Below are 21,090 nucleotides of genomic sequence, written 5' to 3'. Positions count from 1 at the left end.
TGTGTGATAAATCTGCTGTGATACCCTCTCTTGTGTTGGATCATCTCCTTTCTGCCCCTCCAAAAACTCATTGTTAAAAAAATCTTTTTATTAAAAACCACAAAACCGGTACTCCTAACGAAGGCAGCATGTTCAAAGTTTTGCAGTCCTTAATTTTCAAAATGGAAAGACCTGAACTAAAAATTAAAAAGCCCCCTACCAGAGATATCTCTACCAGTAAATTTTCTGTAAGAAAACCGGCAAGGTATGAAGAAAGCATATAAATGCTTCCCTGCCAAAAAAACAGGACAATGGCAGCAAAGGCAATGCCAATACCATAGGCAGATGCAAGAACCAGTGAGGTGACAAAATCCAGAGTTGCATTGGTAAACAGATAGGTATTATCTCCATGAAGGGCGCTTTCCATAGGTCCCAGAATGGATAAAGTTCCAATGCAGAACAAAAGAATTGCGGTGGAAAGCCCCTGTCCTAAATTCCCTTTCGAAAAGCGTGCGGTAATTTCATCAAATCGCTTCATTAAATCAAACCTGGACCCTATGAGACTCCCTAATGCAAGACTGACTATAAAAAGTACAGGAAAATCACTCTTGGGCATATTCTGTACAACAGCATTCAGGCCCAGACCGCAGGCAGCAAGGCCCATTGCATTGTATAACGCATCCTGATACTTTTCGCCGATTCCTTTTTGTATACAGGTACCGATAATACTGCCGGTTAATATTGCAGCTGTATTAACAAACGTCCCAATCATAACTCTCTTCATTCCTTTCTTATGTACCGTCAGCCCTTAACCAGTAAATAATAAACCCTCCAATAATTGGAGGGTCAACATTTTTTATAAGGAATTTGTATTTCTGTGGTGAATTTTGTCGAATCTAAGGTAATTCCGGAATCAATTAACGCAAATTCCAGAGAATCCCCGGCAAGTTCGTACCCCTTTTCTTTCATATAATCAAATAAATGCCCATATACAGGCTGGGAGTCTTTGTGAATCCCATGGAACCGTTCAACGAGATAGTCCCCCTCCCCGATGACGGAGGAGCATTCACCGCATTCATCATCCGGTTCAATGAGAACAAATATAGAAGAGAAGCTTTCAAAATCTGATTTCATTAAGTTCTCTCTGGCTATGGAAACTCCGACTTTTCCCAGAAACATAATTGAATTGAGACCATTCACCAGTTCAAGTTCCCGGATCGGATGCTCTAAGTCTTCCGAGACCGAAATTTCCTTTTTCAAAGCGGCTATCTTCCTTTTTTCAAACTTCCGTTCTTCTATGATATCATACTGAGTCTGGGAAACATCTTTGATCTGGAGGATTCTGCTTTGAATCTTTCGTTCTATCCGGTCCAGATTTTCACGCTCTTTTCTGACTAGATCTCCCTGTTCTGAAAGAATCTCCAGCATCTTTTTATCGTCCCGGTTCTCAAAGAACTCTCGTATTTTAGCCAATGGTATATTCAGCGAGCGCAGATAACGAATCGTATTGAGACATTCAAACTGCCTCGTTGAATAATACCGATACCCGGTGTTTTTATCATTGTATTCCGGTTTCAGCAGGGAGATCTTATCATAATGGCGTAGAAGACGTACATCGATATGAAACAGTTTAGAGACTTCACCAATTGTAAAAAGTCCATCCATTGAGTACCTCCTGCCCATAAGTCACATCCATTTATACACTGAAATAATCTCCTGCAAGCTTTTCAAAAGCGGGAATGGAACGCTTTATCATATCAAAGGAAACACAATATGCAAGCCTTACATAGCCAGGGCAGCCAAACGTTGATGCAGGCACCATAATAATATGATATTCTTTGGCCTGTTTTACAAAAACCTGTTCATCTTCCACAGGAGACTTCACTAATAAATAAAACGCCCCCTGGGGTCTCACACATTCAAATCCCATATCTGTAAGTGACTGGTATAAAAGCATACGATTGCGGTCATAGAAAGACACATCTGTTTTTACTTCGAGACAATCCGCCACCACAAGCTGAAACAGAGATGGTGCATTGATGTAACCGATACAGCGATTGGCTACAATCAGGGCATTAATGAGTTCATCGTAATAATCAATCTGCCTGCTCACAGCCATATAACCGATTCGTTCTCCGGACAGAGACAAAGATTTGCTGAAGGAATAAACTACGATACAGTTTTTAATAAAATCGGGTGCATAAGCAAGTTCACAGCCATCATAAACGAGCTCTCTGTAAGGTTCATCCGATATTACATAGATCGGGTGCCCAATTTCTCGTTCCGCCTCTTCCAGTAACCGCTGCAGTTCCTCGAAAACCTCCTGTTTATATACGATTCCGGAAGGATTATTCGGATTATTCAATATAATCGCTTTTGTCCTGGGATTCACATATTTTTTGAATTCTCTGAGATTTGGCTGGAAACTGCTGTAATCAGCCGGTACAACCGTTAATTCCCCGGCATAGTTCGCAACATAGCTTCGGTATTCCCCAAAATATGGAGCAAAGCACATCACTTCATCGCCTTCCTCCAGCAGGGAGCGCAGAATGCAGTTGATTCCGCCGGCAGCTCCCACCGTCATAATGATATCATCTTTTTCAAAGGCTGCGCCGTATTTTTTATTCATAAATGCCGCAACCTTTTGTCTCACATCATCGTATCCTGCATTCTTCATGTATCCATGTACATAGTTGGAATCGCAGTTCTCCAGAATTCTATAGATGGACTGCTTCACTTCATCAGGAACCGGGGATGCCGGATTACCCAGACTGAAATCATATACATTCTCACTTCCGACCTTTTTAGACAGCTCAATTCCCTCTTCAAATAACCTTCTTATGGTTGAACTTCCTGCAACCAATCGCTCCATATTCTTCGATAATATCATATTGTCCTCATCATTTCTGTAAAATATTGTTAATCTTCATGAGTTCATATTTTCTATGTATTATTTCTATATCCGCAATATACAGATATAATACATGTTCAGGAATATCCAGTAAAAAGTTATCCCCATCTTCAATCAGAAACAACCGTTCCTCAAAACTGAATTCAGGAGTCTTGATGTAGATGGAATGAACGTTTTCCCTTTCTGGTAATTTTACATTAGAAATAATATGATAGACATGATCCGGGGCAAAAGTATGTGATATTTGTGAGTATTTATTTAAATAATTCTCTAAATTCTTATTATCCCGTTTTCTAAGAACTATCACTTTATTATTGCTGCTCCCAATGTTTTTTATTACTTCGGATAACATATCTAAATCTTTACAGCAAACAGCACTCCCCCTGAATACATAATTACTTTTTGATTCTTCCATCTCTATAACCGCTTCGGTTGCAACATTCCCCTGCAAATGAATCTTCATCTGTATAATCACCCCCAATCGCAGTACTTGTATTCTTGTCTACAAGTTTATTTTTATATTACCACTTTAATACTGCTTTTTCAAGTATTAAAGTGACTGTGCTGCGGGCATTTATCCTGAATATTTTACCTTTTATAGAAATATTCGTTTTTTGTTTTCTCAATTACAGAGTTAAACAGCCTGATCGTATCAATATGTTCATGAAGGCTCTTTCTCACTGCAAGCCGGTCTTTATTCCTTAAATTCACAATTATATTTTCGTGCTGTTCAATCAGCTCATCCATTCTCAGCATGGAACGAAGTTCCAGATTACGCCATCTTCTAAAATGAATATAAGAATCGGACATCATATCCATAATATCCCCATGACCCGCCGCTTCCAGATAATAAGTGTGAAACTCTCTGTCAAGACGGAAAAAATCTTCATTCGGGTATTTGTCCTTTCTATTATTCTTTTGAAGTTCCAGGTTAGCACTCATTTTATCACATGTTTCATCTACATTCCCTGATTCTATTACAAGTTGAAGCGCTTCCTGTTCAATTGATTCCCGCATGTAAATAATATCAGATATATATTTTTTATCGATCAGGCTTACAAAGCTCCCTCTTTGCGGATATACTTCTAATAAACGTCTCTGCCTTAACATGGCAAAAGCACCTCGTATCATATGCCTTGAAGTATCATAACGCTCGCAGAGTTCATTCTCGCTGATAGCCTCCCCTGGCATATAATCCAGATTTTCTATTTTAGAGCATAAATCTTCATATATTTCTTCACTTGTAATCATGTTGCGTTGTTGTAAATTCATAATTATTCACCTCATATCCTGCTTGTTCAGCATTAGTATAACATATATTTCAATTTAATTAAACACCGTTTTGAAACAGACAAAATACACACTTTATGTATATAAAATCACAGCCGCCATACGGCGGCTGTGATTTTAAAACTGTGACTGATCTGATCAGCAATATATTCCTCATCAGTCTTCATTCTTATTTCCCGTTTTGTAATCGTCTCTTGCCCAGTTTGGAGCATTGATAGGACCTGCCTTTTCACTGCTGTTTTTTGCAGCTCCCTGAATCTCGGGAACCCTGGCCTGTTCATTCTTTGGATGATGCATTTTTTCGTGATTTTCCGTTCCATGATTTTTGGGATCATAAGGACTCGGTCTTCTCATTCCTGCTTTTGCCATAGTCTTACCTCCTGTGTGACATTAGTTTCTGTAGTCATCAGGAAAATATGCAGACAAAATTATTAACCGCAGATATACTTAAAAATTTATTTCATATTACGGAATCCGCGGCTGTCTCCGTCTCCGATATACAAAATATTATCAAATGCGGATACATGAAGCCTTCCGGTAATGTTTAAATATTCTTCCGCCACAAGTCGCCCCCTGATTTTCGCCAGTATATTTGTAATTCCTATATAATTCCCGCTTTCAATCACATCAGTCAGGCTGCATTCGATAGAAATGGGGCACTCTTCAATGACTGGGGCATGAATTACCTTGGAGGAGATTGGTGTGAGACCAATGCTGTCAAATTTTTTGCACTCCGCTCCTGTTTTGCTGCCGCAGAAATTCACTGCCTCCGCCATACTGCTGTCTGCAAGGTTCACCACAAAATCCGATACTTCTTTAATTCGCTTTATGGCATGTCCCTTTGATGAAAAGCCCAGTGCCATCATGTCCTTTAAGGTGTAGGATGAAGACACAGTTGTCACGTTTGGAGTTCCGTCTGTATCATAATAACTTACAAGAATAACAGGAAATCCATAATATAGCTTTTCATAATTTACATTTACCTTTTTCATGTATGCCTCCATATAGTTTATTATCATTTTAGTAAGTCAGCTCTTACTTTTCTATAATAACAAAAAAAGTCCACCCGGGATGTTGCACACGCAACATCCGGATGGATGCAATACACTTAATACCGGGTTGTATATAGAAACCGGCTTATTTCCTCCATCTGCTCAAAGCAGCTTTCAAACAGCATCCGGTAACTTTCACAGAAATAATTATCCTTCACGCCTTCCCTGCAGCGGTAGCATCCGCCGCGGCAGAGAGAGAACCAGCGGCACTGTTTACAGTCTTCGGAATGATTCTGAGACCGCTCAATAAAGCCAATCTCTGATCTGCGTTCCTGGATTTTCGCCATTGTATCCTGGTTTAGATTTCCCAGCTTAAATTCATCCAGAACATAAAAATCACAGGGGTAGACTCCTCCGTCCGCCTCCACTACATACTGGATCCCACATACTCCTCTCTGTTCACAGGATTCTGGTTCATACTTAAGCATAATGCCGATATAGTTTTCAAACTGTCTGATATAAGGCTGTTTTCCCCGTTTCCAGTCTTTATACCACAGGTGAAAAAGCTTGATTAAGAACTCCCCGTACGCCTTTGGAGTAAGGGAATATTCCCTTTGCCCGCGGGTTTCCCCAAGGGGGTCCAGACAGGCAATGAACTGTAAATATTCCCAGCCATTTCTCTTGTATTCCTTGTAAATGGGTACGATATTTTCTGCTGTTTCCCTGTTTACCACTGTGAGTATATTAAAATCCACACCGCTTTTCTTCATAAGCCTGGCTGCCTGGAGAACCTTCTGGTATGTTCCTTCTCCACTTTTGCTGTGCCTGTACTTATCATGAGTCTCTTCCATTCCGTCGACGGATAAGCCTACAAGAAAGTGGTTTTTTTTAAAGAATTCACACCATTCATCAGTAATTGCATATCCATTGGTCTGAAGTGCATATTCAATTTTTAAATTATTCACGTTGTACTGTTTTACACACCGGACTGCCTCTTCAAAAAAATCAATTCCGCAAAGAGTCGGTTCTCCTCCCTGGAATGCAATCCCAACACTCTGCTCTCCATAAGAAAGTGCCTTACGTATCACATTGGCCAGGGTCTCCTTTGACATAAATCCATAAGAGGCCTGCTTTCTCTTTTCTGTCTCATCACAATAAAAGCAGTAGTCGCATTCCATATTGCACAGTCCGGAAGCTGGTTTTATCAGTAAATTCACTGGCGGCATACAACCGTTTCCTCCTTGCCATTTAAGATAACTGATAGATATTATAACAGCAGATCATCATAATTTCTGCCATCAAAATAATAAAAAGTTTATTCACTGTAATCTCACTGAGTCTCTTGCAGACCTTCCTTCCAATTGCTCCTCCTGCAATTCCGCTGAACACCATAACAGCAAGGAGCAGGAAACTGAATTCCGGTATCTGACCTGCTGCGATGGAATTGACAAGACTGGCTGCCTGGGAAAACAGTATAATGTACAGGGAATTCTGGGCAGCTGTTTTCGTATCCATGGAAAAGAAATAAAACAGTACCACCAGGTTAATGGGTCCTCCTCCGATCCCAAGAAAGGAAGAGAAAATACCCAGAACAAATCCGATGATGATACAAAATCCCTTATTTCTGATTTGATGAGTTTTAATACTGTCTTTCTTTATTGTATAAATTAATGTTCCCATTGTAATAAGCAAAAGACAGACTGCCTGTACGGACCCCACCCGGTCCCGGTCACTAAAACTACCAGCAACCATTTGAAACAATATTTTTCCTGCCACACCTCCTGCTGCTGCACCGACTGCCAAAGGCGTACCAATTGTTTTATCAACAGAAGAATCTCCGCTTGAAATTGATTTTATCACAGAAAAGCAGGCCATGGCAAGCACTGTACATCCGGACAGAAAGCTTATGGCTTCCACACTCAGCAAACCAAACGCATCTAAAAGCGGCTTTATAATCACCCCGCCTCCTATTCCGCAGACCGCCCCTGCTGTGGAAGCACTTAAACCAATCAGTCCAAACAATATGTATTCATGCAGCTTCATAATTTTCCACCGACTCCATTTTATTTTAATGAATTTTTCTTAAACTGGTAACTGGCTGATGAACGCTGTTTCATCTTCTGTTATAAAGACAGCTCTGAGTATGCCCGGACATTTGTAAGTTCTCTTTCCCGCTCCCAAACCGGTCCTTCTTATGGTAAAATGATCGGGCAGCTGTTCATCGGTACGGATTGCAGCGGCAATCGCGGCTCCTGTCGGAGTAACTAATTCCCCTTCCACGTCTGTTATATGGAGATTCAGATTGTGTGCCAGATCGATATTTTTCACCGCCGGCACCGGAACAGGCAGCAGTCCGTGGCGGCAGCGGATGGTGCCCGTTCCATCACAAATCTGAGGAATAATCGTTCTGCTGATTCCCAGATTGTCAAAGCAGACCGCCGCCGCAACAATGTCCGCTATGGAATCAACTGCTCCTACCTCATGAAAATGTACCTTTTCTACCGGAACCTGATGGGCCTTTGCTTCCGCTTCTGCCAGAATTGAAAATATCTTTCCAGCCAGTGCTCTTGCACCCGGTGTCATATCGGCTTTTTCAATAATTTCATTTATTTCAATAATTCCCCTGCACTCATGGTCATGATGGGCGGCTTCCTTATGGGAATGGTCTTCTGCTCTGCCGTGAAGATACTGCATGTCATGATCATGGTTTTCATGCTTTTCATCTAAAACAACACAAAAATCACAGGCATTATGTCCTGATTTTTCCACTCTGCTTACTTTTACTTCGAACCCATGAACCAGAAGACTGTCTAGCGCTTTTTGCATAACCTCCCGGTCAGCTCCCAAATCCAGCAGGGAAGCGACAAACATATCCCCGCTGATTCCAAAACTGCAATCCAGATATAATATGTTATCCATACCTGTTACCCTCCTTTCTGTTTCAAAAAGTTCAGCTTAAAACTTCTTTTATCCGTTTTATCTCTGAAATCAGCTCCTGCCTGTCCGGCGTATGACTGTTGCTTATATAGAATCTGGTGGCTGCATTTGCTATGGCAAGACGTTCCACCGCGCTCAGATTACCAAGGCAGGCGGCAATGTATCCGCCGTTAAATGTATCACCGGCCCCCGTGGTTATCACGGGTGCTACACAGTAATCCTGCTCTAATAACTCCACTCCCTCTGTTTTGGAAGATAAGACCGCATATTGGGGCGTGTGTATAATCAGCTCATCAAGCCCTATGATGTTTCTGATATATTCCGTGTCCCTTGCCACCTCTTCACAGTCATCAGAAAATTTCCGGTCATAATAAGAGAACAATATAACAGCTTCATGTTCATTTAAGCTGAGACTTACAGGAATTTTATCATTTACTCTCTCTAAAACCCGGAAGGTGCCGTTGATTGCCTCCACACTTCGTTTCTTAATATTGGCAAAATCAAAGAACAACCGTTTCGGCCTGTCTGTATGAAAATAATTCTCATCAAGTTTCGTGATAAACGTGTCAAAATCAGGCATATTGGACCAGTACCCTAATGATACAATATCAGCGTTTAATAATATCTTTTGTAATTGATCATGTCCGAGTATGCTGAGGAAATCATTCCATGTAAAATTCAGCAGTTCGTCTAAATTTGGCATCATGATTTTTCCGTCAGTAAATTCAAGAATTGTACTGACTACAGGATCTCCAACGGATATTAAATTACACTTCTCTTTCAGATCATGAAATATCTTATCAACTTCTTCTTTACCATACATTCCAATCAGGGTCGTTGACAAATCCATATTTCCCAGAGCATTTCCGGTATTGGCAGTAAATCCTCCGTAGCTTCGCCTCTTTTTAATCAGCTCATTTGCCATACCGCCTTCCCTGCGGCTGACAATCAGATTTCCAAACTCCTGCATCTTTTCAATCAGAATGCAGTTATTATCCGGTGTTCTTGTTTCAACCACCTGCCACACCTGATCAATAAATCCATCTATTCCAAGAACAATTTCTCCGCTAAGATTCCGTATATACGTTTCTAAAATCTCTTCTTCAATCGTATCCCATTTACTACGCTGCATTAATCCACCAATCCTTATTCCAAGTTTTAATCTGTTAGTGATGATGAAACATATTGTCTCCGGTGTATATTTCATCCTTCATCATAAGATGAACGGCTGCTGTTTTAAATGTTTTTGGCAGAGCCAGAATATTTGGATTCGCTCCCACATATTTGAGTTTTGCATCAGCAAGTGCTTCCTCAATCGTTGCCCTTGTCTTTAATCCCATTCCTCTGGCATAGCCTGGCTGCTCTGCGCCAACAATGTAAATGGCTGATGTGTTTTTCTCTGCCAGATGTCCGCAGGAAATCATGGAAAAGCCATGGAACGGGTGAAATGCGTTAGTATAGCGGTATTTTCTGATATACTCCTCATTAGTGGCAAAATATTCCCCAAGGCGGTTCATGTCAGGGAGTGTATTCATATGATCTGTCTGGAACATCTCATACATTTCTCTGGTATAAGGCCATAATTCATCATGGAAATAGCCATTGCAGGTTGATGCACAGATAATGACACACTTGTCACTCATGACTCTCTTATGACGGATCACCTGGGCAGAAAGAGCCTGCATCAGCATGATCGGATTCGTTCCCATACCATCTCCATAATGGAAGAACTGGGGCATACCAAAAATCATTACATCATATTTCTTTTCAGCAAACGGCACATAGGTTCTTTTATCCGCTGTTTTCCAGGAAACCGGCTGCATCTCTTTTGCGTAACCGCTGTTAATTTCAATCTGCCTTGAGTAGGTATCAAGCACTGCATCACAGCAAAAGAACTTCTTGCCCATACATTTTTCCATATGCTCGCCGATCTCATCAAACTTGGATCTCATTAATGATTTTCCGCTGACAGGAACAAAATCATCCCTGTGCATAACCTCAGGAACATGATGGGAACCAATGGATTTCCAATGGGTAATACCGGTAGAACAATGCTTATAGCCGCCGGAATAACCGCCGTAAGGATTTCCCTGGGTATGCCCGATCAGGATCGCCAAATCGCTTTCATACACGTATTTATTCATGATGACCGGATCGCCCCGGTCTGTAACGCCCAAGTCAACCAGATGATCATAATCTTCACTGTCGTGGTTGATAATCTGATGGGTGAACCAGAATTCATGGAATAATTCCTTTCCAAGAATATTATAAATCTCTTCTTTGGTGTTTTTTCTGTGCAGACCATTGGAACAGATTAAAAGAATGTCTTTCTTTTCTACTCCGACACTGTACAATTCCTGAAGAATTAATTTTATTGAAATCTTGCGGTGAGCAGTGGCCTGTTCTCCGCCCTTTACTCTGTCAGGGAATATAATTGTTACTTTCGATCCCTTTTTAGCCAGCTTCGTTAACGGCTCCATTCCAATGGGATTGCGGATGGATTCAAGAGTCTTTGCCTCAAGCTGGTCCTCCGGTATATAAGGCGGATCCGCCACTGTTTCTCCTGGTATAAATACATCTGTGCTGTCCGGCAATTCGGCATTTACAAAACCATGTCCATATTCAAACTGTAATTTCATTCAGGTTCCTCTCTTTCATAACGAATTTTCATCTATCCTAAATATGTACGTATAATCTCAAGATATTCCTCCGGGTAAAAACCGATCTCTCCCGAAAATCTTGTCAGTGCGATAAGCCCGCCGTCAATTTCAGGTATGGAGGCCAGCATGGCGGCATTGTCCGTTTTGAGTCCTCCGCCGTAGGTTACTGCAATCCCGTTTTTCACCTCTTTGATAAAGCATGCTATTTTTCTGATATATTCTCTGTCAGGCGGTGTTTTACCAGGTCCGATGGCCCATACAGGCTCATAGGCGACTGCCACTTTGCTGATATCCACTCCATCTAATCCAATGGTCAGCTGTCTTTTAAGAACTTCCCTCCAGTTTTCCTGCTGGTCTGCCGTCTCACCGATGCAGTAAAGCACGTCCAGTCCTGCCTTTATTGCTGCCTTGATCTCCCCGTTTAAAATCCGGTTAACTGCATCAGAGTCATTCACTCCGGCTTCGGACAAAATGCCTGACTTGTCCTTTCTTTCTTCAAAATGACCGATCATTGTGCTGTCACAGCCGATTGCTTTCATGGAATTACCGGTTCTCTGCGCCGTAAAAGCGCCAAAGTTTCCACCTGGTGCGGTATCCTCACGAAACACGCTCTGACAGCCGATTTTAAGGTTGGAATCTTCTTTTCTTTCGTTTACAGCAGTGATAATATGTGCTTCCGGCATATACATCACAAATTCCACTTCATCTTTGTTATACTGTTTTAATTCTTCCTGCACTTCATTAACGATATAGGATCCCCATTCACCTGGCCTGGCAATACTGTTTACTCCGCTGTATTCCCTTGGAATATCAAATCGTTTTAGATTCAAAAAAATATGCTTCATGGTATTCCTTTCCAATTACTTTTTATATTTTCTGATCATATCATCGGTTGTCAGCTGCTCAACCAAAGATGCTCTGCCTGCAGAACCGAATTCGACAATCAGGGTTCCCACAACTTCCTTTACGCCCTGTTCGATGCTCTCTCCCAGTGATCGAATGTCGTCATCCGTTTCAATCCCCTTCATCACTGTATCCATGATGGGTGTCAGGAAAACTCTTGGATCAAATGCTGATTTCTTTTCTTCCAGCAGATCATATATTTTACCAACGGAAGGACTGCTTTTCTTATCCGGATGATGATAGAAATATTCCCGTAAATTTCTTGTTACTGCCAGACGTAAATCTGTATCAACATTGATTTTGCCGATTCCGCATGCAATTGCCTGTTTAATTTCGTTTAGTGAAATTCCGTCTGCATTGGTGATCTCTCCGCCAAGGGCATTGATTTGATCTACGATATATTTGGGAACGGTTGAGGAGCCGTGGGATACCAATACTCCAAATATTTTTTCATGTCTTAAGCATTCTTTGATGGCAATCACGATTTCTTTCCGAAGCTTTACATTCTTTCCTTTTACAGCTCCATGCATGGTTCCGTAAGAAATAGCCAGACAGTCAGCCTCCGTTTTTTTGAAAAATTCAATTGCCTTCATCGGATTGGTGTAAGTAGATGCATCGGAAAATACATGATCTTCCACTCCGGCCAGAACCCCCAGCTCTCCTTCAACCGATACACCGCGTTCATGCGCGTATTTTACAACCTCACGGGTCAATTCCACATTTTCATCAAATGGAAGGGACGAACCATCAATCATAACCGAAGTATAACCACCGTCGATCGCCGCTTTTACTGAGTCAAAATCTTTTCCGTGGTCTAAATGCAGTACAATCGGAACCGGAGAATATGCGCCGTATTTATGAACGGCAGCTCCGATATTCTTTGCACCAATGCGTTTATCCTCAATGGTTGAGTTTAAAAAATCGGTTCTTCCGCCCATAAAACCATTGGCTAAATCTGCCCCCTGTAATATGACGGGACTTCTTAACATTTCATGAACCTCAATTGCTGCTTTGATCTGGGATACTGCATTTACATTGAATGCACCCTGCGCAAACTGATATTTTTCGGTTGCCTCCAAGAGAGGTCTTAGTGGTATGATTGGCATAGTTTTTTCCCCTTTCGAATGTTCATCTGAATTTAATTATTCTTATATCTGATCTGCCGGTACTAAATATTCTTTAATTTTCTGATAGTCCTCTCCGTTGTAGCAGACGATTTCATAGGATTCTATTTCAGGATTGCTGAATACTCTGGTAAGACCTATAAACTGCGTCAGCTTGGAAGCTAAATTAAGTACATCCTTATCATCTGTAATCAGCTCCACTCTGCCCTGACAGGTTGCCAGCGCCTTAAAAAAAGCGTCGACATCTTTAATCTGTTTTACTCTCATTGTAATTTCCTCCCTTTTTTGTGACTATATCTCATTCAGCCGTTTTCTCATCTGTGTTGCCCAGGGTGTCGGCTGAAATGGTTTTTTGCTTTTAACTGGATGATCAAGTTCCTTAAGGCCGGATGGAATCCATCTTTCATCCGGGTTATCGTAATCACACTTCATCAGGATGCGAAGCTGCTTCATCACCCAGTTTTCATGCTCCATTACCTCATCATAGCTCTTATAGGAATTGGCCTTCTGCCTGAGCTTTTCTGCAATCTCAGGAAATCGGGTGATTACGTTATTCTCTTCATTGGAATCGTGTTCCAGATCATATAGCACATCATCCTCTGGGAAGCCGGAATAAGTAAAATACTTCCACTGTTTAAAACGGACCAGCCTTCCCAGGGTTGTCTCTCCATTACTCAGATAGCTATATAGCTCACTGACCACCATTCTGTCTTCATCCTGGCTGCTTTCCAGAATCTGTTCAGAAATATCTTTTCCATCCCCTTCTAAAACCTCCGCTCCAGTCAGACCACAGACAGTCGGGCCTATATCTAAAAGGCTGGCAGGACTGTCAATCGTTCGTCCGGCTGGAATCCCATGTCCCTGAATTAAGAATGGAATGTGGGCAGACGGTTCATAAAACACCTGCTTGCCGTAATAACCATGTGTGCCATTCATGTCACCATGATCGGATACATAGATAAATACTCCCTCATGCCCCGTACGTTTTAAATATTCTTTAAATGCCTGATATACCGTTCCAATATGCCGGTCCTGCTGCTCCACCAGTCCGTAATAGGCCGCACGTGCCGCTCTGGCCACCTCCGGATCTGCCTCCTGAAACTTACCGTCAAGAGCCGGGTGCCCCTGATAGGTTTCTGAAACATCCTCCAGGCTGACTTTGTCATAGTAATACTCATAAAGTTCCTCTGGAGCGACATACGGGAAATGGGGTCCATACGTACCTACTGTGATGAACTGCGGTCTTTCATGTTCCTGCCCTAAATATTCCAGTGCTTCTTCTACCACATAACGGTCATAAGCCAGAACCGGAGAATCGCCACCGCCGATATAGTAAAGGGAGCTGTTCTCATCAAACCCTGTTACCTTCGATTTGTTTTCCATCTCCCCTTTCGCTTTTGGGACATGATTGTGGTATACAGGAGTTCGCTCCTTTGCGATACGCTTTGCATAACCATGACGCTGATCCGGTCCGACAAAATGCATGCGGCCGCAAAGAACCGTCTCATAACCGGATGCAGTCAGACTGTGAAGAAACGTAGCGCAGTCAGAGTTAATCGAGTTAAAATTAAATAAAACACCATTGTTGCTGGGAAGCTGTCCTGAAATCATGGATGCGCGGGCCGGTACACACAGCGGACATGCCGTATATGCATTTGTCATCGCAGTCCCTTCCCTGGCAATGAGATCTAAATTGGGAGTTCTTACTATTTTGTTTCCGGCATACCCCTGCAGATTATAGGAATGCTGATCCGACATGTAGAGCAAAACGTCCTTCATAACATCAATTATCCCTTCCGTTCTATTTTTTAATTAATTTAATTTATTATATCATCAGTAAGTAATAATTTCAATATCTACCGTAAACAAATATTTTCTAAAACTTGTATTTTCATAATTATTCTGTTATTATGACTATTAATTAATTTAATTATTGCCAAACAGCCCGGGAGGAAATATGAAAACACATATTTTAAATAAAATGAGAAATATTGAAGTTGAGGAATATTTAAACCGCGGCAGAGATGTTATTTTCATCCCTGTGGGAACTGTGGAACTTCATGGTGATTTACCACTTGATTGTGAAACGGTTTATGTGGAAGCGATTGCTGAAAAAATGGCTGAAGCCACCGACAGTCTGTCATTAACCGGTCTTCCGTTCTTCTATCCAGGTGCGACACGGACTGGACGGGGCACTGTATACATGAGCATCGCAGAAGGAGCCTCTTATTTGAGACAACTATCTGACAGCCTGTTAAAACAGGGATTTCGCAAGCAGATTTATGTTTCCGGTCATGGTCCTGCCTATTTAACAATCAACAGCTTTATTATGGATGCATTTCATGATAAAAAGGTCCCATTTGTTCATATAAGTCTGCTGCAGGCGATACATATTGCAAAAGATAACGGGTGGCAGGTAAAAGGAATTCCTTTAAAAGAGCTTATATACGGTGCTTATAAGCAGATGAACCAGCTGGATTATCTTTACGTTGACCCGGAAGTGGTGCAAAAGGAAGATCCGTTTTCAGTTTCTTCGGACAATCCCCTGAAATCTGCAGTTCAAAGGCTGAACTCCCTGGCTACTTCACCTGGCAATGCGGGATTCTTCTATGAAGAGTTTTCAGATCATGGCGGCGGGGAAGGCTGCCGCTCCGTTGCCGAGCGGGATGCTCTTGCTCTTAAAGGGACGGAAATGATTGATGATTTTATCCGCTTCTTTCACCCCCAGCAGGTGATCGACGACCTAAACGAGGTTGACCTGGCAACACAGAAACATATCATACCAAGATATCCTCATTTAAAATAATAAATCAATCTATGATACATATACAGAAAGGAACAAAACAACATGCAGATTGCCAATGGAAATAATCTATCAAGAGTTAAGGTCACAAACCAGTCCGCGATTCGCCAGATGATTTATCACGATGGCCCGATTTCCAGAATTGAAATATCAGAAAAACTGTCTCTCACACTCCCGACAATCACCACCACTGTGAATTTTCTTCTATCCAAAGGTCTGATAAAAGAAGTGGAAAATACGAAGGCTTCCGGTAAGACACTTGGCCGTAAGGCATCTTTAATTGATATTTCAGACGATTGCGGCTATTTTATCGGTATCGAGATGCGCGGTGCACTCCGCCGTGCCTGCATCACAGATTACCGCGGTAATATCATCAAATCCATATCAGATGATACCCCCTACAGTGACTATGATGAAACAATAACCGAAACCTGTGAGCTGGTGAAAAAGCTCCTTCGTTCCAGCAAAATGGCAAAAGCTAAAATAGCAGGTATCGGTCTGTGTCTGCCTGGACTGGTAGACCGCAGCGAGGGTATTCTGACCGTTCACCCGGGATATGACTGGGAGAATAAAAATGTGAAAAATGATGTAGCCAGGCTTCTTAACTACGACGGGCCTGTTTCAATAGAAAATAATGCCTGCGCAAGAGCCTATGGTTCCTATTTATTCAGCCATGAGCTTATGGACCAGTATCCATCCTTCGCTTATTTTTTCGTATCAACAGGTATCGCCTGTCCTTTGATGTATACTCATCTCCGCTTTCATGAATCCATTATCGGACAGGGAGAGGTGGGACATATGATCATCGATTCCAAGGGACCTCTCTGTAACTGCGGAAACCATGGATGCCTTGAAGCATTTTCCAGTGAACGTGCAATCATCTCCAATTGTGTGAACGAACTAAGGAAAGGTAAGGCAGAAATACTCAGAGGATTATGCAGCAGCACCGCTTCTCCCACAATATATGAAATACTGAATGCACAGGCAGAAGGTGATCCAAGTGTGAATGCGATCCTGAAGGATGCGATTTTCCATATGGGGATCGGCATCGCCAATATTGACAATTTTGTAAGACCCCAGTGTATCCTGATTGATGGTCATATTTTCCAGAACCAGAAGAATAAAGACCAGCTTATGGATGTGATTGCGCAAAACTTATATACTGCTACAAATATGGATACCAATTATATCTTTGTTGAGCCTGATGAATTCAGCGGGGCTGTGGGTGCAGCAGCCGTAGCAGTTCAAAATGATTTAAAAACATTCATTGAATAGCGGCAATTAATTTCCACATCAAAAAAATGCGGTTTCCATCATCTTTCTATTCAGGAAAAATGATGGGAACCGCATTTTTAATCTTATTCCTCCGTCTGCATTACTGCCAATTGGGCTTTGATATATGCCATGCCCTTTCCATCCCGGATCATTTCGAAGGCCTGTTCCTCCAGGTTCGGCGGACAATCCTGTTTTATCTTGGCCCACATCATCCGATCGCTCATGCGTCTGTCACAATCCCTTGGGACAATATCGCAGGTCTGCTGATACCAGTCCAGAAGGCGCAATCTTAAATCAATTGTTTTCTCTTCATACTTATGGTCCCCATAGACATTATTTTCCTCCAGAGGATCAGACCGCAGATCATAAAACTCATGTTTTCCGTTTGATCTGTGAATATATTTATAAAAATGATCCCGTATCATAGTCCCTTTACAGTGGGCATCTGCATTAAGCTGGGCTGTCTGCCTGGGCCAGTACATGCTTGTTTTTGGAATCACACCGGAACTGCCGGCTGCCGGATGATACTCATCAGCCTGTGTCTCCCACGGCATTCTGCCGCCCTCGCAAAAGACATATTCACGCAGCTGTCTGCTCCGGTCCCCGAGAACAGGTTTTAAGACCTTTCCAAAATGATCATGGCTGGGGGGGACTTTTGCATAATCCATCACAGTGGCATAAAAATCCACCAGTTCTACCAGAGAATCAGAAATTCCCGCATCAACAGGCTCTCCCATGGGCGGTTTTATAAGCAGAGGAACCCTGGTCAGGCAATCTTCAAACGTATTCTGGGATTTTTCCGGCAAATCAAAGTCACCGGTATAATCACCGTGATCGCTTAAGAAAAAGATCGCGCAATCGTCATAGATTCCCGCTTCTTTCAGCGCATCACATAAGCGTCTGAACTGTTCATCCACCTTCATGCACATCCCTAAGTAACAGGCGCGCAGCTCGTCCCAGTCCTTCTCCGTATAAGAATCCATAGCCATCAGATTTTTTAAGGCTAACTCCATCTCTGGCTTATCTTTTCCGGCGGCAGCACGTTTTGGCAGCATGCTTCGGTCAATCGCTGAAAAATAGGGTTCCTCCACTGCATAGGGTGTATGCGGATACATTAAGCCAAGAAACATACAAAGCGGCTGGTCATTCACCCGATGAAATATCCGGTCAATCGCTGCATCCACGACTCCGTCATCATCAGAATAATGGATTCCGTTCTCATCTGTCAGCAACCTGCCTTCATAATGAGAGTAATAGTTCTTATCTCCCATCTGCCCTCTGAAATCTTTCTTTTCCGGCCCCGGCGGCTTACGACATTCCTCCCCATAATAGATCTCCGTTGCATGTTCTTCCATAAGACCGGGTATCTGTCCTGCAATCAGATCATTCCGGGTGTTCATCCAAACATAATAACCTGCAGCCTTCAATTCGGAAAACAGGCTCGGTTCATGACCCCGCAGCAAATGCTGCATGGTACGATGTCCGTTGACATGGGGGTAGAGACCTGTAAAAAAGCTGCAGCGGCTGGGAACGCATACCGTATTCTGGCAGAAGGCATTTCGAAACGATACGGCTTCCGATCGGGCAAATTCATCTAAGAACGGAGTTTGGGCGGCCCTATTCTGCCCCAGATGAGCAAGGCTGTCCGAACGCATTTCATCCGGATTAAAGATAATAATATGTGGTCTTTTCTCCATTCGTTTTTATTCCTTTCTCGCAAAGCAGCAAAAGTATACTAATGCACTCTGGCATGGCATACATAAGAACGTCTACCCGCTACATCTGCCGGTTTTCCAGTCAGCGTCACACTGCTGTTTAACGGAAGATCTGCGGAGCTTGTGCCCGCCATGAGGTGCAGCGTTCCCGGTTCAACCACAAATTCCATACCTTCGTTGTAATACCCCAGTTGTGCCATATCCAGACAGAATACCACCTCTTTTTCCTCACCTGGTTTCAGAGACACACGCAGGAACCCGGTAAGCTGTTTGCCTGGACGTGTAACATGTGCCTCAGAGAAACTGGTATACAGCTGTACTACCTCATCACCAGCTGCATCACCGGTATTTTTTACTTTACAGCTGATTTCCAGTTTTCCGTCGGTGGGAATTTCAGCGGCCGATACTTCCATATCGGAAAGCTCAAATGTGGTATAGCTGAGACCATGACCAAAACAGTACAGCGGATCAGCAGGACCATCCACATATCCCCCTGAGAAGATGGAGGAAGCAGTGATATCTCCTCCGCTGTTATAACCGGATCCGATGCGGTGATTGTAATAGATGGGAATCTGCCCGGTTGTTCTCGGCACAGTCATTGTCATCTTTCCTCCGGGATTTAATGTTCCGTCTAACACATCAGAAATAACCTTTCCGGCAAATGGTCCCGGCATAAATGCCTGCAAAATCGCTCCGCAGTTTTCCTGAGCCCAGTTAACGGCAAATACGCCCGGCCCATAAAGTACGAGAACAACTGGTTTTCCTGTCGCTGCTACTGCTTCCAGCAGCTCCTGCTGAACGCCTGGTAAATCAAGGAACTGGCGGTCCTTGCCCTCTCCTCCGGTTACATTGACCCAGCCGCAGTTGCCGCCGCATGCCATTACGATCACATCTGATTGTTCTGCAGCTGCCACTGCTTTGTCAAAGCCATCTGTCTCTTCTCCTGTAATGCTGCAGCCCTGTGCATAGGATACGGAGAAACGCTCTGATAGAACCTCTTTCAGACTGCGGGTTCCCGTTCTCCTCAGAGCTGATTCCATATCATTCATGGAATCCTTTTCTTCCTTTGAGAACATATCAAACATAACGGCAAATGGCCCTTTGTATTTCTTTTCACTGCTCTGGGCTTTTTCCTGCTCATCAGCCAGGCCGTTAAAACCAGTTGCCTGACCGCCGGCACCGGCCTTCATCATTTCTACGTATGCCGGGTAGGTGTAACCGCTCACCGGATATCTCAGGGAATCCGCATGGGGGCCAATCAACGCTATCTTTGTTCCTTTTTTCAGGGGAAGCACACCGTCATTCTTTAAAAGAACCATTGATTTTGCTGCAATTTCTTCACTTAATTTATTTTTTGAAGCATTGCCCAAAGCCATCATAACCTTCTCTTCCTCACAATAAGGATTCTCAAACAGGCCATGTTTGAATTTTACAGTCAGTATACGGCGCACAGAAGCATCGATGCACTCTTCACTCAGTTCTCCGGAACGTACGTACTTCGGCAGCTGGCGGAAGGCGGCTCCTACCGGAATCTCAGTGTCAGTACCTGCCTTTTTCGCCAGATATCCAGCTTCTTCATAGGTTTTTGCAACCTTGAAGAATTGCCAGGTCTTTAGTACAGCTGCACCGTCGGACGTTAAAACGCCGTCAAAGCCCATGGTTTTACGCAGCAGATTTTCAATAATGTCCTTGTTAACAATCACCGGAAGTCCATCAATCTCTCCGTAATTCGCCATCATGGCATCCAGGCCCGCCATCTTGTCCGCTGCTTCAAAAGGCGTTGCGAATATTTCATAAAGCTCCCGTTTCCCCATACGGCATGCGGATGTATTTAAACCGCCCTGTGTTGAGGAATACCCTAAGAAATGCTTTGCTATACAGCTGACGCCCTGCTCCTGCATTCCCTTTACGTAGTGAATGCCAAACTGACTGATCAGATAGGGATCTTCACCAAAGGTCTCATAGGTTCTTCCCCACCTGGGATCCTGAGCCACATCGATTACCGGGCTCATGGCAGAGGTGATTCCCACACTGCGGCTTTCCTGACCGATAATCTCACTCATCTTCTGTGCAAGCTCCGGCTCCCAGGTACACCCCATGTTAATCATTGCCGGGAAAAGTGTACCGCCTGCTGCAGGATAACCGCAAAGATTCTCTGCCTGCAATGCAACAGGAATTCCAAGTCTGGTTTCTTCAACAAAATAACGCTGTACCTGATTACTGATTCTGGCGATCTGCTCCGGACTCACCAGACCCACAATGGAATACTGGGTGAAACGTCCATGGCCATCAGGGAATTTTTCTTTTAACAGATTTGTATTTACTTTCCCGTCTTCAATAAAGGAAGCCGGTAAATCACCGCATAACTGGGCAACTTTCTCTTCAAGAGTCATTCTGGAAAGCAAATCCTCCACTCTTGCCCCGATCGGCTGATGTGGGTCCTTGTATAATTCCATATCAAATACCTCCAATTATATTTATAATTTTATTCTTATATCCAG

The 21,090-nt window shown here is 43.0% G+C and carries 20 protein-coding genes; 2 read left to right on the top strand and 18 right to left on the bottom strand.

What is annotated here, in order from left to right:
• Positions 1–73: 73 nt before the first annotated feature.
• The 16 genes from V7D18_RS21335 to V7D18_RS21260 form a co-directional block, all read right to left on the bottom strand.
• The gene (locus V7D18_RS21335) at positions 74–751 is read right to left on the bottom strand and encodes a DUF554 domain-containing protein (protein ID WP_426157305.1); all 678 of its coding nucleotides are present in this window, start codon (positions 749–751) and stop codon (positions 74–76) included.
• Between the two features lie 74 nt (positions 752–825).
• The gene (locus tag V7D18_RS21330; protein WP_426157303.1) at positions 826–1,644 is read right to left on the bottom strand and encodes a MerR family transcriptional regulator; all 819 of its coding nucleotides are present in this window, start codon (positions 1,642–1,644) and stop codon (positions 826–828) included.
• A 31-nt stretch (positions 1,645–1,675) separates the two neighbouring features.
• Positions 1,676–2,869, bottom strand: coding sequence for a pyridoxal phosphate-dependent aminotransferase (locus V7D18_RS21325; protein ID WP_426157301.1), 1,194 nt, complete (start codon positions 2,867–2,869; stop codon positions 1,676–1,678).
• A gap of 10 nt (positions 2,870–2,879) precedes the next feature.
• Complete coding sequence (locus V7D18_RS21320) at positions 2,880–3,305, bottom strand: hypothetical protein (RefSeq protein WP_426157299.1); 426 nt, start codon at positions 3,303–3,305, stop codon at positions 2,880–2,882.
• Positions 3,306–3,478: 173 nt separating this feature from the next.
• The gene (locus V7D18_RS21315) at positions 3,479–4,162 is read right to left on the bottom strand and encodes a GntR family transcriptional regulator (protein WP_426157297.1); all 684 of its coding nucleotides are present in this window, start codon (positions 4,160–4,162) and stop codon (positions 3,479–3,481) included.
• A gap of 174 nt (positions 4,163–4,336) precedes the next feature.
• A complete protein-coding gene (locus tag V7D18_RS21310; protein WP_426157295.1) occupies positions 4,337–4,549 on the bottom strand; it encodes a hypothetical protein in 213 nt (70 codons plus the stop codon).
• Between the two features lie 86 nt (positions 4,550–4,635).
• A complete protein-coding gene (locus V7D18_RS21305) occupies positions 4,636–5,172 on the bottom strand; it encodes a flavin reductase family protein (protein ID WP_426157293.1) in 537 nt (178 codons plus the stop codon).
• Positions 5,173–5,288: 116 nt separating this feature from the next.
• A complete protein-coding gene (locus tag V7D18_RS21300; RefSeq protein WP_426157292.1) occupies positions 5,289–6,398 on the bottom strand; it encodes an anaerobic sulfatase maturase in 1,110 nt (369 codons plus the stop codon).
• A gap of 22 nt (positions 6,399–6,420) precedes the next feature.
• Complete coding sequence (locus tag V7D18_RS21295) at positions 6,421–7,215, bottom strand: sulfite exporter TauE/SafE family protein (RefSeq protein ID WP_426157290.1); 795 nt, start codon at positions 7,213–7,215, stop codon at positions 6,421–6,423.
• A gap of 39 nt (positions 7,216–7,254) precedes the next feature.
• A complete protein-coding gene (locus tag V7D18_RS21290; protein WP_426157288.1) occupies positions 7,255–8,091 on the bottom strand; it encodes a LarC family nickel insertion protein in 837 nt (278 codons plus the stop codon).
• 31 nt (positions 8,092–8,122) lie between these two features.
• Positions 8,123–9,241: a PfkB family carbohydrate kinase gene (locus V7D18_RS21285; protein WP_426157286.1), complete on the bottom strand. Its 1,119-nt coding sequence runs from the start codon at positions 9,239–9,241 to the stop codon at positions 8,123–8,125.
• A 34-nt stretch (positions 9,242–9,275) separates the two neighbouring features.
• Positions 9,276–10,748, bottom strand: coding sequence for a lactate racemase domain-containing protein (locus tag V7D18_RS21280; RefSeq protein ID WP_426157284.1), 1,473 nt, complete (start codon positions 10,746–10,748; stop codon positions 9,276–9,278).
• Between the two features lie 32 nt (positions 10,749–10,780).
• A complete protein-coding gene (locus tag V7D18_RS21275) occupies positions 10,781–11,614 on the bottom strand; it encodes a triose-phosphate isomerase family protein (protein ID WP_426157282.1) in 834 nt (277 codons plus the stop codon).
• A gap of 15 nt (positions 11,615–11,629) precedes the next feature.
• Positions 11,630–12,778, bottom strand: coding sequence for a class II fructose-bisphosphate aldolase (locus V7D18_RS21270; RefSeq protein ID WP_426157280.1), 1,149 nt, complete (start codon positions 12,776–12,778; stop codon positions 11,630–11,632).
• 42 nt (positions 12,779–12,820) lie between these two features.
• Positions 12,821–13,063 carry a polya polymerase gene (locus V7D18_RS21265; protein WP_426157278.1) on the bottom strand — a complete coding sequence of 81 codons (243 nt, stop codon included), beginning with the start codon at positions 13,061–13,063 and terminating at the stop codon, positions 12,821–12,823.
• Between the two features lie 24 nt (positions 13,064–13,087).
• Entirely contained in the window at positions 13,088–14,575 is a 1,488-nt protein-coding gene (locus V7D18_RS21260) for a sulfatase-like hydrolase/transferase (protein WP_426157276.1), read from the bottom strand.
• 178 nt (positions 14,576–14,753) lie between these two features.
• Here V7D18_RS21260 and V7D18_RS21255 point away from each other — a divergent pair, with 178 nt between their 5' ends.
• Both V7D18_RS21255 and V7D18_RS21250 read left to right on the top strand, forming a co-directional pair.
• Positions 14,754–15,602 carry a creatininase family protein gene (locus tag V7D18_RS21255; RefSeq protein WP_426157274.1) on the top strand — a complete coding sequence of 283 codons (849 nt, stop codon included), beginning with the start codon at positions 14,754–14,756 and terminating at the stop codon, positions 15,600–15,602.
• Between the two features lie 42 nt (positions 15,603–15,644).
• Positions 15,645–16,874, top strand: coding sequence for an ROK family transcriptional regulator (locus V7D18_RS21250; protein ID WP_426157273.1), 1,230 nt, complete (start codon positions 15,645–15,647; stop codon positions 16,872–16,874).
• Between the two features lie 83 nt (positions 16,875–16,957).
• Here the strand turns inward: V7D18_RS21250 and V7D18_RS21245 are convergent, their stop codons facing one another.
• Together V7D18_RS21245 and V7D18_RS21240 are read right to left on the bottom strand one after the other, a co-directional pair.
• On the bottom strand, positions 16,958–18,571 hold the full coding sequence (locus V7D18_RS21245; protein ID WP_426157271.1) for a sulfatase-like hydrolase/transferase: 1,614 nt from the start codon (positions 18,569–18,571) through the stop codon (positions 16,958–16,960).
• Positions 18,572–18,609: 38 nt separating this feature from the next.
• Positions 18,610–21,045: a glycoside hydrolase family 3 N-terminal domain-containing protein gene (locus V7D18_RS21240; protein ID WP_426157269.1), complete on the bottom strand. Its 2,436-nt coding sequence runs from the start codon at positions 21,043–21,045 to the stop codon at positions 18,610–18,612.
• Positions 21,046–21,090: the final 45 nt, after the last annotated feature.

Origin of the sequence: Lacrimispora sp. 38-1 (assembly GCF_049890855.1) — a bacterium.
Lineage (GTDB): Bacteria > Bacillota > Clostridia > Lachnospirales > Lachnospiraceae > Lacrimispora.
Note: the sequence above shows the minus strand (reverse complement) of the source record. Positions and strands in the feature narration are given on the sequence as shown.

Excerpts from the sequence above, each read along its gene's own strand:
- V7D18_RS21310 (WP_426157295.1), bottom strand. The coding sequence starts at position 4,549 with ATGGCAAAAGCAGGAATGAGAAGACCGAGTCCTTATGATCCCAAAAAT.
- V7D18_RS21330 (WP_426157303.1), bottom strand. The coding sequence starts at position 1,644 with ATGGATGGACTTTTTACAATTGGTGAAGTCTCTAAACTGTTTCATATC.
- V7D18_RS21335 (WP_426157305.1), bottom strand. The coding sequence starts at position 751 with ATGATTGGGACGTTTGTTAATACAGCTGCAATATTAACCGGCAGTATT.
- V7D18_RS21320 (WP_426157299.1), bottom strand. The coding sequence starts at position 3,305 with ATGGAAGAATCAAAAAGTAATTATGTATTCAGGGGGAGTGCTGTTTGC.
- V7D18_RS21285 (WP_426157286.1), bottom strand. The coding sequence starts at position 9,241 with ATGCAGCGTAGTAAATGGGATACGATTGAAGAAGAGATTTTAGAAACG.
- V7D18_RS21260 (WP_426157276.1), bottom strand. The coding sequence starts at position 14,575 with ATGAAGGACGTTTTGCTCTACATGTCGGATCAGCATTCCTATAATCTG.
- V7D18_RS21255 (WP_426157274.1), top strand. The coding sequence starts at position 14,754 with ATGAAAACACATATTTTAAATAAAATGAGAAATATTGAAGTTGAGGAA.
- V7D18_RS21270 (WP_426157280.1), bottom strand. The coding sequence starts at position 12,778 with ATGCCAATCATACCACTAAGACCTCTCTTGGAGGCAACCGAAAAATAT.
- V7D18_RS21325 (WP_426157301.1), bottom strand. The coding sequence starts at position 2,869 with ATGATATTATCGAAGAATATGGAGCGATTGGTTGCAGGAAGTTCAACC.
- V7D18_RS21300 (WP_426157292.1), bottom strand. The coding sequence starts at position 6,398 with ATGCCGCCAGTGAATTTACTGATAAAACCAGCTTCCGGACTGTGCAAT.
- V7D18_RS21275 (WP_426157282.1), bottom strand. The coding sequence starts at position 11,614 with ATGAAGCATATTTTTTTGAATCTAAAACGATTTGATATTCCAAGGGAA.
- V7D18_RS21245 (WP_426157271.1), bottom strand. The coding sequence starts at position 18,571 with ATGGAGAAAAGACCACATATTATTATCTTTAATCCGGATGAAATGCGT.
- V7D18_RS21290 (WP_426157288.1), bottom strand. The coding sequence starts at position 8,091 with ATGGATAACATATTATATCTGGATTGCAGTTTTGGAATCAGCGGGGAT.
- V7D18_RS21315 (WP_426157297.1), bottom strand. The coding sequence starts at position 4,162 with ATGAATTTACAACAACGCAACATGATTACAAGTGAAGAAATATATGAA.
- V7D18_RS21250 (WP_426157273.1), top strand. The coding sequence starts at position 15,645 with ATGCAGATTGCCAATGGAAATAATCTATCAAGAGTTAAGGTCACAAAC.
- V7D18_RS21305 (WP_426157293.1), bottom strand. The coding sequence starts at position 5,172 with ATGAAAAAGGTAAATGTAAATTATGAAAAGCTATATTATGGATTTCCT.
- V7D18_RS21280 (WP_426157284.1), bottom strand. The coding sequence starts at position 10,748 with ATGAAATTACAGTTTGAATATGGACATGGTTTTGTAAATGCCGAATTG.
- V7D18_RS21240 (WP_426157269.1), bottom strand. The coding sequence starts at position 21,045 with ATGGAATTATACAAGGACCCACATCAGCCGATCGGGGCAAGAGTGGAG.
- V7D18_RS21265 (WP_426157278.1), bottom strand. The coding sequence starts at position 13,063 with ATGAGAGTAAAACAGATTAAAGATGTCGACGCTTTTTTTAAGGCGCTG.
- V7D18_RS21295 (WP_426157290.1), bottom strand. The coding sequence starts at position 7,215 with ATGAAGCTGCATGAATACATATTGTTTGGACTGATTGGTTTAAGTGCT.